Source organism: Noviherbaspirillum sp. (assembly GCF_035944575.1).
Classification (GTDB): Bacteria; Pseudomonadota; Gammaproteobacteria; order Burkholderiales; family Burkholderiaceae_D; genus Noviherbaspirillum.
This window is the reverse complement of the sequence record NZ_DASZBA010000098.1, coordinates 42,272-53,416: the sequence shown is the minus strand read 5'-3', so window position 1 is coordinate 53,416 and position 11,145 is coordinate 42,272. Positions and strand designations below refer to the sequence as shown.

Genomic DNA, 11,145 nt, shown 5'->3' with positions numbered 1-11,145 from the left:
ACCCCCTGGTACACCCACCGCTGGCCCTGGTTCCTGATGATCGGCCCGGTGGCCGTCGTGCTGGCCGGCATCGTTACCGGATGGATCGCCTTCGCGCAGCAGGATGCGCTGGTGGTGGACGATTACTACAAGCAGGGCAAGGCGATCAACCAGGATCTGCGGCGCGACCGTGCCGCGGCAGCGCTGGGATTGTCGTTCGCGCTGCGCTATGACCCCGCCACCGGCAAGCTGTCCGGCAACCTGCTTGCCAAGGATAAGCCGCTGGCCGGGGCAGCACAATTGCGCCTGGTTCATTCCACCCGCCCTGAACTCGATATGCGCGTCGTGATTGAGCCGGACAGCAAGGGCAATTTTTCAATCGACCTGCCGATGCTGGAGCGGGCGCGCTGGCAGGTGCAGGTGGAAGACATGCAGCGGGACTGGCGCCTGCACGGCGGCTGGAAGTGGCCGCAGGAACAAGCTGTTCACATCAAGGCCGATCCGGTCCAGTAGGAGAAACAATGTTACGTCTCGCATTGGTCGTGTTATGGCCATCGTTCCTGGTTGCAACGGTGGCGGAAGGCTTTTTCTTTTCGTTGTTCGATCCGCATGATCTGTCGATCAGCGGCATTCATCCCGAATTGCCGCCCATCGCCGTCTATACCGCCGGATTCTTCTTTTTCTGGGCATTCTGCTCGCTGGCCAGCATGCTGACCTGTTACCTGGTGCTGCCGGGGCCACGCCGCCCGCCGTTGTAATATCAGGCTTTGATTGTCAGACGCGAGTCCCCGGATTGCAAGAACACCATCCCATTCCCTACCTCGGAGAAGCACTCCTGTTCCTTGCCCTTGCGGGCATACTGATTCCCCTTCTGCAGGGCCTGCGCATCAACCAGGTGGTCGGCTTTCTCGCGGCGGGAGTCCTGGTCGGGCCGTTCGGGCTGGGCCTGTGGACGGACAGCACCCCGGCATTGCGCTATTTCACCGTCGAGCGCAGCGCCGGCGTCGATGCGCTGGCGGAGCTCGGCGTGCTGTTCCTGATGTTCACGATCGGCCTCGAACTCTCCGCGGCGAGGCTGTGGGCATTGCGGCGCTGGGTATTCGCGGGCGGCATGTCGCAGATCGTGCTGACCGCCGTCCTGATCGGCGGCATGGCCTATGTGTTCGGCAACCGTACCGAGACGGCGGTGGTGCTGGGCCTTGTGCTTGCGCTGTCGTCCACCGCCGCGGTGATGCAGCTCCTGGCCGAGCGCCGTACCCTCGGCACGCCGCTCGGGCAGGCCGGCTTCGCGATCCTGATGATGCAGGACCTTGCCGTCGTTCCCCTGTTCCTGCTGCTGGGCGTGATGGCGTCCGGCCAGAGCGACAACCTCCTGCCGCTGCTCGGCGGCGCACTCGCCAAATCGGCGCTGGCCGTCATGCTGATCTATGTAGTCGGACGACGGTTGGTCCAGCCGTTGTTCCGGCATTTTTCACGGCGTGGCCAGCCGGATGTGTTCATGGCGCTCACCCTGCTGTGCGCGCTCGGCATCGCGGCGCTGACCGCAGCGGCCGGGCTATCGCTGGCGCTGGGCGCATTCCTTGCCGGGTTGCTGCTTGCGGAAACGGAATTCCGGCATGAAGTCGAAGTGACGATCGAGCCGTTCAAGGGCCTGCTGATGGGCCTGTTCTTCATGTCGGTCGGCATGCAGATCGACCTGCGCCAGATCGCCGAATCGCCGGTATGGATGCCGCTGTCGGTGGTCGGGCTGTTCCTGATCAAGATGGCGGTGCTTGCCGTGGTATTCCGGGCCGGCGGTTTTTCATGGGGACGCGCGGTCGAGGGCGGATTGCTGATGGGGCAGGGGGGTGAATTCGCTTTCATCATCGTGGGCTATGCGCTCACCGCAGGCCTGATCGACCCGGCGGTCGCGCAATTCATGATGCTGGTGGTCGGGTTCAGCCTGTTCGCCACGCCGGCGGCGGCAAAGCTCGGACGCGCCGTCGGCGACTGGTGGGAGCAGCATAGGCGCAACGACGCGGCGGATCAGCACATGGCCGCGCCGGAGCTGATGGACGGCCATGTGCTGATCGCCGGATTCGGCCGTGTCGGGCAGTTGCTGGCACGCATTCTCGCCGACCGGGGCATCCGGTATGTTGCGCTGGAAAGCGACGGTCGCCTCGCCGGGCAATTGCATTCGCAAGGGCTCCCTGTTTACTTCGGCGATGCAGAGCGTGTCGAACTGTTGCGCAAGCTGCATGCCGATCGGGCCGCCGCGATCGTGCTCACCATGGATCATGCGGCGTCGGCACTGCACGCAGTCACCGCCATCCGGCGCGAATGTCCGCACACACCGCTGTTCGCGCGCTCCCGCGATGAAAAACATGCGCTGGCGCTGAAGAAGGCCGGCGCTACCATGGTGTTTCCCGAAACACTCGAATCGAGCCTGCAACTGTCGTCGCTGGTGCTGCAAACCATGGGTGAATCCGAAGCCGCCGCCACGCACATCGTACAGGCGGAGCGCGAGCGCAGGATTGCCATGTTGCAAGGAGTGGAGCTGCCTGTGCCGCCGCTATAAAATAGGGTCTTCATTCGCGGCGCGGAATCCTCTCCGCCGCATCACAGGGAAACCACATACCGCATGCTCAGAGGACAAAGCATCGACTGGATCTTGCAGTCGGCCATTGACGCCATGCTGATCGCCGACCCGCAAGGAATCATCGTTCTTGCCAATCCTCCGGCGGAAAGCATGTTCGGCTACGCGCAGGGCGAACTGGTCGGCAAGCCGATCGAAATACTGCTGCCGGACCGCTCGCAAGCCGCGCACGTGGCGTTGCGCATGAGTTATACGGAACAGCCTCATGCGCGCGCGATGGGCACCGGCAGGGAACTGTTCGGCAAGCGCCGGTCCGGCGTCGAGTTTCCGGTGGAAGTCAGCCTGTCGCCACTCAAAACGGATGCCGGCATCGCGCTGGTCATGGCGACCATCCACGACATCACCCGCCGCAAGCAGGCCGAGGCGGCGCTGCAGGAAAGCGAAGTCCGCATGCGCGCCATCTTCGATACTGCGGTTGACGCCATCGTGACCATCGATGCGCGCGGCATCATCGACCGCTTCAATCATGCGGCCGAAAGGCTGTTCGGCTACACCGAGGCGGAAGTGGCGGGCAGGAACGTCTCCATCCTCATGCCCTCGCCATACCGGGAAATGCATGACGGCTATCTTGCGCATTACGCAAAGACCGGCGAAAAGCGCATCATCGGCATCGGCCGCGAAGTCACCGGCCAGCGCAAGGACGGCAGCACCTTCCCGATGGAGCTTGCGGTGGCGGAGATGTTCATCGGCGAGCGGCGCATGTACACCGGCATGGTGCGCGACATCAGCGAACGCAAGCAGGCGGAAGAGGCGCTGCGGCAATCGCAGTCGGAACTGCGCCGCCTGTCCGCCCACCAGGAACAGGTGAAGGAGCAGGAGCGCAAGCGCATCGCCCAGGAAATCCATGATGAGCTGGGCGCGCAGCTCACCGGCATCAAGGCCTATGTGTCGGTGTCGATCGACCGCGCGGTCCGCGCCGGTCAGCCGGCCGACCCGCTGCTGGTGGAGACCGCCGGCCTGGCCGATAACGCCATCAAGACGGTGCGCAAGGTCATCACCGACCTGCGGCCGAGCGTGCTCGACCAGCTTGGCGTATGGGCGGCGCTGGAATGGTATGCGGAACAGATCCAGGAGCGCTCGGGACTGGCATGCCAGTGCATCATTGATCCGTCCACCTTCGACGTCGAACTCGATCATGAGCGCAGCACCATGGTGTTCCGGGTGGTGCAGGAGGCGCTGACAAACGTAGTACGCCATGCCGAAGCATCGAAAGCCGTGGTGAAGGCAACATGCGGCGACGGCATCGCCGTCGTCACCGTGGAGGATGACGGCAAGGGCATCGAGCCGGAGCGCCTGCTCAACCGCGACTCCTGGGGCCTGCTCGGCATGTACGAACGCAGCCGCCATTTCGGCGGCGACCTGCGCATCACCGGCGCGCCGGGACAAGGTACCCGTATTGTTCTGCGCCTGCCCCTGGAGAATGCTTATGGCGAATAACAAGATCCGCATCATGCTGGTGGATGATCACACGGTGGTCAGGAACGGCGTACGGCTGATGCTGAGTTCCGAATCCGACATTGTCGTCGCGGGCGAAGCCGCCAATGCGCAGGATGCGCTGGCGCTCGTGCGGGACCGGCAATTCGACGTCGCACTGGTCGACATCGCCATGCCGGGCAAGAACGGGCTCGACCTGCTGCGCCTGCTGCGCGCCGAACAGCCGAAACTCGCGGTGCTCATCCTCAGCACCTATTCGGAGGAAGTCTATGCGGTGCGCGCGCTCAAGCTCGGGGCAGCCGGTTACCTGACCAAGGACAGCCCGGCCGCCGTGCTGATCGCCGCCGTGCGCAAGGCCGCCGCCGGCGGCAAGTACGTCAGCCAGGCGCTGACCGAAAAAATCGCCGGCATGCTCGGCGGCGGCGGCGCGGCCACCCACGAAGAACTGTCGAACCGCGAACTGGAGGTGTTGAAGATGATCGCGGCTGGCGAAAGCCTGGTAAAGATCGCCGACACCCTGCACCTCAGCCCGAACACCGTCACCACCTACCGCACGCGCATCCTCGAAAAAATGGGCATGACGAGCAATGCGGAACTGACACGGTATGCGATTGAAAACGGCTTGCTGATCTGATTGCACATCCTGGGTAATGCATCCCGTGCATGGAGGCTGTGCTTTTATAGTCCGGCTTCCCGGCCGGAAGGGGAATGCCGAACCTGCAACAGGTCTCAAGTAGGTTTTCCCCTACACCCCGCAATCCCGGAAATCCCTACAAAACATGACTGCCATCCACGATGGCGGCCCGGTCCGCGCTCGCCGATACTTCCACCATCGACGAACCCGCCGGAACAGCCATCATGATGACAGCCCTGCAATTCACTCCGCCCGAACAGATGCACAAGGCAGCGATGCACGCTCCGGAGCCGAATCACTGCGCTTCCTGCAGCCTGCACAAGCTCTGCCTGCCGACCGGCCTGCAGGAATCGGACATGCAGCGGCTCGACAAGATCATCGGCCGCCGCCGCAAGGTGCAGCGCGACGGCAATCTGTACCGGATGGGCGATCCGTTCACCAAGCTGTATGCCATCCGCGTCGGTCATTTCAAAACCTACCAGATCAATTCCGCCGGCGAACAGCAGATCACCGGCTTCCAGATGCCCGGCGAATTGCTCGGCATGGATGCCATCGGCGCCGGCCGCCATCATTGCGGTGCTGTTGCTTTGGAAGACAGTGAAGTCTGCGAGATTCCCTTCGCCAAGCTGGAGGAGCTGTTTGCCGATATCCCGACCCTGCTGCGCCATTTCCACCGGCTGATGAGCCAGGAAATCACCCGCGAGCAAAACGCGATGCTGCTGCTGGGCGGCATGCGTGCGGAGCAGCGGCTGGCTGTGTTTCTGGTGAACATCGGTGCACGTTATGCCGCACGCGGCTACTCATCGAGCAAATTCCAGCTGCGCATGATGCGCGAGGATGTCGGCAACTATCTGGGGCTGACGATCGAAAGCATCAGCCGCATGCTGTCCCGGTTCAAGAAGGAGGGTTTTCTGAAGGTATCGAATCGCGAGATCGAAGTGCTGGACCCGGTGCGTCTGAAGGAAGTGGCGGCGGGAACCGCGCATGTCCACTGACGGCAGTCCCTTGTTCTGATCCAGGTTGCAGAAGGAAATCATGCCGACATCGCTTTGGTCTCCCACTCTCTCCGTTGGCATGCCGTCGATGGATACGTCGCACGGCGAGCTGCTCGACAAGCTGGCATGCCTGCTTGATGTACCGGATGCCGACTTTCCAGCGCACTACGCGGCGATGGTCGCCCGTGTCGAGAGCGACTTCAGGGAAGAGGAGGACCTGATGGAGAAAATCGACTTTCCCGGGCTTCATCATCATCGCGAACAGCATTGCGCACTGCTCGGGAAACTCCATCGCGTCGCGGGCGCAATCATGCAAGGCGATGTCGCGCTGGGCCGCCAGACGATCGCCATTCTGCCGCAGTGGCTGGTCACGCATATTTCCACATGGGATGCCGGCCTCGCATTCGCATTGCAGTTCCGGCACGAGGAAATACTCTAGGCCAGGGCTGGGGCCGTAATCGTGCCTGAAAAGCCGTACCGTCAGGACGACAGCCAAAGATCCCTGGCCATGCATACCGCATCCTCGATACCCTGGTAGTACCGCTTCCGCCGGTGCATCTCCCGGAATCCGTTCTGCCGGTAAAACGCGATTGCTCCCGCATTGCTTGCCCGGACTTCGAGACGAATCAGATCGATGCCGGCCACCCGCGCGGTGGCTTCCAGCCATGCAAGCAGGGCTGACCCCACGCCCTTGCGGCGCTGATCGGGATGTACCGCAAGCAGCAGAATATGCGCTTCGCTTTCCGCATATTTCATGATCGCAAACCCGGCCAGGCGATTTTCCTGGCGCACGACCACCACATTGGTCGACCTGTCGGCGATGCTGTTGGCAACGCGGCGCCGCGTCCAGCTCCACGACAGACCTTGCTCAATGACATTCCGGGAAAGCAGGGAAATGCCGGTCGCGTCGCCCGGCACGGCAAGTTCGACTTCATGATTGGCAATCATTGCATTCCCGCGATCGCCGTCGCAGGGCAGGCCGCATTTCCCGGAGCCGATTTGGCGCCGTGGCGCGCATGCCATGCAACCGGGAGCGTCCCTCTTTTCAAACAGGCGCTCAGATGTTGTACTGGTCCAGCACAATTTTTGCCGATTCGGCAATATCCGCCCCGATCAGGCTGATGGGCTTGTCATCCGTTTCGGCCTCGGCATCCTCGGCATCGGCCCGCTTGGCCAGCGCCATCAGGTGCTTGCGCACATGTCGCGCCAGCGATACCCGCTTGGTCGACTTGTTCAGTAGATAGTGTCCCTGATAGCGAAAGCCGTCCTCGAACACGATCTGGAAGTCGCATTGATCGTATCCGGTGTCCGGCGCACAGTCCGACCAATCGTCGAGCACCTTGTTGGCGGCCTCGAGCGATGACACCCTTGCTTTTGATGGCAACCCGTCAACACGTTGTATCAATATGCGGGCAATATCCACCTTTTCAGTTGCGTCCGATTCCATTTTGTCATCCAGTTTTGCGGTATTCATTAAAGTAACAGTGACGCCGCTTTGATGAATTTCAAGGTGCTCCGACCTATGGAAAACACGGAAAGCAGCGCCGAAGCCGGTGGGCCGTTTTGTTACTTTGTCCCGGACAGGCGTGATAAGTCCGGCGCGTTCGAGCCGCTCCTCATCCTGTCTGCATCTCCCTACCTGACATGGACAAGCCATGTAAGTTCGCCATCACGGGGACCAAAAATCAAACGCCCATTCCATTTCGGCAATGATCTATGCAATACTCGCGGCAGGGCATACCGGGTTATCAAGACGTCAATTTCAAGGCATCAATTTAATGGCCTTCCTTTTCCATTTGTGGAACACAATCGCGCCTGCCATCCGGGCTGTAATCGGAGTTGCCGCCGGATTCCCCATCGGATCGTTCTGCATCGGATTCACTTTCGGGCTGCTCTTGTTGTCCGAGGCAAATGCGGAGCAGGTGATTGTCGACATTCCCGCCGGCTTTCAGGCCCGCAGCCTGGGACCGGAAGTGGATGTCCTCGAGGACCCGTCCCACACACTGACCATCGGGCAGGTATCCGGACGCGACTATGAAAAAGCGTTCTACCCGCAACGCGGATCCGCGAACCTCGGCTACACCAACTCCGCTTACTGGCTGCGTATCAGGCTGAAACAGCCGGTCGCGATCGACCGAACCGTGCTGGTGGAAATCGAATATCCGCATCTGGACCATGTCTCGCTATTTCTTCCCGCGCCGGGCCCCGGTGAAGGTTTCATCGAAATGCGCACCGGCGACTCAACAAACTTTTCCAGCCGCGATATCAACCACCGCCATTTCGTCTTCAAAGTTCCCCTCGACGGCACCGAGGTCCGTACCGTGTACGTGCGGCTTGCCTCCGGAGGCACGGTAACCTACCCGGTCAGGCTCTGGTCGCCCGAAGCATTCCATGATGCCCATAGCGTGGAGCTGCTGATCCTCGGCATCTTCTACGGCATGCTGGTAGCGATGGCGTTTTACAACCTCTTTCTGTTCCTCACGGTCCGGGACCGCGTCTACCTGTATTACGTTGCCTTCATCGCCTCGGTCGGCATGCTGATGTTTTCCCTCGACGGCCTGGGCTACCAGTTCATCTGGACCGGCCTGCCGGCCATCGTCAACTGGACCAATGCCACGCTGACCTGCCTGACCCTGATTTTCGTGCAGCTCTTCGCGCACGAATTCCTGTCGCTGCCGAAAACGGCGCCGCGCATGGGCCGCCTGATGCGGGTGCTGATCTATCTGGCGCCGACGGCGTTCGTGCTGACCGCATTCGGCGGATATAGCGTGGCGATGCGCACGATGCTCCAGCTTGGCCTTATCTCGCTGGTCATGACCGTGGCATGCGCCGTCATGTCATGGCGCGCCGGATACCGGCCGGCGCGGTTTTTCTTTATCGCCTTCGGCATCGAGATTCCCGCCGCCGGCATGCTGATGCTCAGCAGTATCGGCATACTGCCGACCAATTTCCTGACAATGCATGGCCTGCAGATCGGTATCGGCATCGATGTCCTGCTGCTGTCGATCGCGCTGGCCGACCGCATCAACGCACTGAAGCGCGAGAAGGAACTGGCGCAGGCGGATGCGCTGGCAAGCCAGCAGCGGGCGCTTGCCAACCTGAAGAAACACGAGGAGGAACTGGAGAAACGGGTGGAGGCGCGGACAAACGAGCTGCATGCCCTGGCGGATACGCTGCGTGACGAGATCCGCAAGAAGGAATCGATCGAGATCCAGCTGCGCGAAAACGAACAGCAGATGCGGCACCTTGCCCACCATGACGCGCTCACCGGGCTGCCGAACCGGATGTCGTTGCAGGAGAGGCTGACGATGGCGATCCAGCAGGCCCAGCGCAACGGCTGTTGCGTCGCGCTGCTGATGATCGATCTCGACAACTTCAAGCAGATCAACGACAGCTGGGGCCATAGCGCCGGTGACGCGGTCCTGTGCACCGTGGCCCGCCGGCTCCAGGCCATGGTACGGAACGTCGATACGGTGGCGCGGATCGGCGGCGATGAGTTTGTCGTCGTGCTGTCCGACGTCGATTCGGATGCGGACGCGCTGCTCGTCGCCGAAAAAATACTGCTCGCCTTATCCGAGCCGATATCGGCTTTCGGCGCCACGTACCAGACCTCGCCAAGCATCGGCATCAGTCTTTTCCCCCGCGACGGCACGAACCTGGACGAGTTGCTCAAACGGGCCGATACCGCCGCCTACCAGGCGAAGAAGGCCGGGAAAAATACCTTCAGGCTTGCGATGTCCTGATCGGGGCCAGGCCTGCCTCGCCCTTACCGTGGAGGCGAGACAGGCGCCGGCTTGAGGATCAGACGTTCATCACCGCGACCGAACGCACATTGAGATACGCTTCGATCGCCTCCGGTCCGCCCTCGGAGCCGTAACCGGAATCCTTCAAGCCGCCGAAAGGCATCTCGGCCGACGGCAGGGCCGGCATGTTGATCCATAGCATGCCGACTTCGACCCGGCGCGCCAGCAGGTCGGCATTCTTCAGTGAACGCGTAAATGCATAGCCGGCCAGGCCGTAGGGCAGGCGGTTGGATTCGGCGATCGCTTCCTCCAGGGTGTTGAAGCTGCGGATCGCCGCCATCGGGCCGAACGGCTCGTCATTGAAGACTTTCGCTTCGAGCGGCACATCGGCCAGGATGGTGGGCTGCCAGAAGTTGCCCGCATCGCCGAGGCGTTCGCCGCCGGCGAGCACCTTCGCGCCGCGCTCGACCGCATCCTTGGTGAATTCCGCCATGGCGGTGAGCCGGCGCGGATTGGCCAGCGGTCCCATCTGCGTGCCTTCCGCCAGTCCGTCACCGACCTTCAGACCCTGCGCATGCTTGACCAGCGCCTGCTCGAAATCCTTGCGGATGCTTTCATGCACGAGGAAACGGGTGGGCGAAATGCAGACCTGGCCGGCGTTGCGGAACTTCGCGGCGCCGGCGGCCTTCACCGCCAGCGCGATGTCGGCATCCTCGGCAACGATCACCGGCGCATGGCCGCCGAGTTCCATCGTTACCCGCTTCATGTGCTGGCCTGCCATCGCGGCGAGCTGCTTGCCCACCGGCGTGGAACCGGTGAAGGTGATCTTGCGGATGACGGGATGCGGGATCAGGTAGCTGGAAATCTCGGCGGGATTGCCGTAGACGAGGCCAAGAACGCCGGGCGGGATGCCGGCATCGGCGAATGCCTGGATCAGCGCCGCCGGGCCGGCCGGGGTTTCCTCCGGTGCCTTCACCAGCATCGAGCAGCCGGCGGCCAGCGCCGCGCCCACCTTGCGCACCACCTGGTTGATCGGGAAGTTCCATGGCGTGAACGCGGCCACCGGCCCGACCGGATCCTTCAGCACCATCTGGCGCACCGCCAGGTTGTTGCGGGAAGGTACGATGCGGCCATATACGCGAAAGCCTTCTTCGGCGAACCATTCGATGATGTCGGCCGCGGCCAGCGCCTCGCCCTTGGCTTCGACCAGCGGCTTGCCCTGTTCCTGCGTCAGCAGGCGGCCGATATCCTCGGCGCGCTCGCGCATGAAGCCGGCAGCCTTGCGCATGATCTTGCTGCGTTCGGCCGGCGTCATGTCGCGCCAGGTCTCGAATCCCTTCTGCGCGGCTTCCAGCGCCTTGTCGAGGTCGGCGCGGCCGGCATGGGCGACGCGCCCGATTTCCTTGCCGGTGGCGGGATTGTGGATGGCCAGCGTGCGGCCGTCGGCAGCGTCCTGCCATTGGCCGTTGATAAACAATTGCGTATTCGGATAAGTCATGGTGTGCTCGCTTTGCCCAATGCAGGATGAATGGATCAAGCCGCCGCGCGCCGTCCGGCGGCCCTGCGTGAACTTGCCGGATGCGATGATGCGAACGGATGGTGCGGTGGTCGGAGTATTGACGGCACATATGTTTGCGGTCGTCAACGCCGGGATTGTCCGGATACCGCCTCGGCGGTTATCTTCCGGTAGTCTAGCAGGGACGCTTCTTGCGGGTGCGCGGCCCT

At 62.3% G+C, this 11,145-nt stretch carries 11 protein-coding genes; 8 read left to right on the top strand and 3 right to left on the bottom strand.

What is annotated here, in order from left to right; genetic code table 11:
• The 7 genes from VGU61_RS06250 to VGU61_RS06220 all read left to right on the top strand — a co-directional run.
• A partial coding sequence (locus VGU61_RS06250; protein WP_326858242.1) for a FixH family protein occupies positions 1-492 on the top strand: 492 nt, incomplete at its 5' end.
• Between the two features lie 8 nt (positions 493-500).
• On the top strand, positions 501-737 hold the full coding sequence (locus VGU61_RS06245; RefSeq protein WP_326858241.1) for a hypothetical protein: 237 nt from the start codon (positions 501-503) through the stop codon (positions 735-737).
• Positions 738-772: 35 nt separating this feature from the next.
• Complete coding sequence (locus tag VGU61_RS06240; RefSeq protein WP_326858240.1) at positions 773-2,536, top strand: cation:proton antiporter; 1,764 nt, start codon at positions 773-775, stop codon at positions 2,534-2,536.
• A gap of 63 nt (positions 2,537-2,599) precedes the next feature.
• The gene (locus VGU61_RS06235; protein ID WP_326858239.1) at positions 2,600-4,051 is read left to right on the top strand and encodes a PAS domain S-box protein; all 1,452 of its coding nucleotides are present in this window, start codon (positions 2,600-2,602) and stop codon (positions 4,049-4,051) included.
• Positions 4,041-4,682, top strand: coding sequence for a response regulator transcription factor (locus VGU61_RS06230; protein WP_326858238.1), 642 nt, complete (start codon positions 4,041-4,043; stop codon positions 4,680-4,682). Before VGU61_RS06235 ends, VGU61_RS06230 begins: the two co-directional genes overlap by 11 nt.
• A 260-nt stretch (positions 4,683-4,942) precedes the next feature.
• Positions 4,943-5,677, top strand: coding sequence for a fumarate/nitrate reduction transcriptional regulator Fnr (gene fnr / locus VGU61_RS06225; RefSeq protein ID WP_326858244.1), 735 nt, complete (start codon positions 4,943-4,945; stop codon positions 5,675-5,677).
• 40 nt (positions 5,678-5,717) lie between these two features.
• Positions 5,718-6,116 carry a hemerythrin domain-containing protein gene (locus VGU61_RS06220; RefSeq protein ID WP_326858237.1) on the top strand — a complete coding sequence of 133 codons (399 nt, stop codon included), beginning with the start codon at positions 5,718-5,720 and terminating at the stop codon, positions 6,114-6,116.
• 41 nt (positions 6,117-6,157) lie between these two features.
• Here the strand turns inward: VGU61_RS06220 and rimI are convergent, their stop codons facing one another.
• Positions 6,158-6,625 carry a ribosomal protein S18-alanine N-acetyltransferase gene (gene rimI / locus VGU61_RS06215; protein WP_326858236.1) on the bottom strand — a complete coding sequence of 156 codons (468 nt, stop codon included), beginning with the start codon at positions 6,623-6,625 and terminating at the stop codon, positions 6,158-6,160.
• 109 nt (positions 6,626-6,734) lie between these two features.
• Positions 6,735-7,124, bottom strand: coding sequence for a hypothetical protein (locus tag VGU61_RS06210; protein ID WP_326858235.1), 390 nt, complete (start codon positions 7,122-7,124; stop codon positions 6,735-6,737).
• A gap of 331 nt (positions 7,125-7,455) precedes the next feature.
• On the opposite strand from VGU61_RS06210, the gene VGU61_RS06205 reads away from it, so the two are divergent.
• A complete protein-coding gene (locus VGU61_RS06205) occupies positions 7,456-9,420 on the top strand; it encodes a diguanylate cyclase domain-containing protein (protein WP_326858234.1) in 1,965 nt (654 codons plus the stop codon).
• A gap of 58 nt (positions 9,421-9,478) precedes the next feature.
• On the opposite strand, the gene VGU61_RS06200 is transcribed toward VGU61_RS06205, so the two are convergent.
• Complete coding sequence (locus VGU61_RS06200; RefSeq protein ID WP_326858233.1) at positions 9,479-10,918, bottom strand: NAD-dependent succinate-semialdehyde dehydrogenase; 1,440 nt, start codon at positions 10,916-10,918, stop codon at positions 9,479-9,481.
• Positions 10,919-11,145 lie beyond the last annotated feature (227 nt).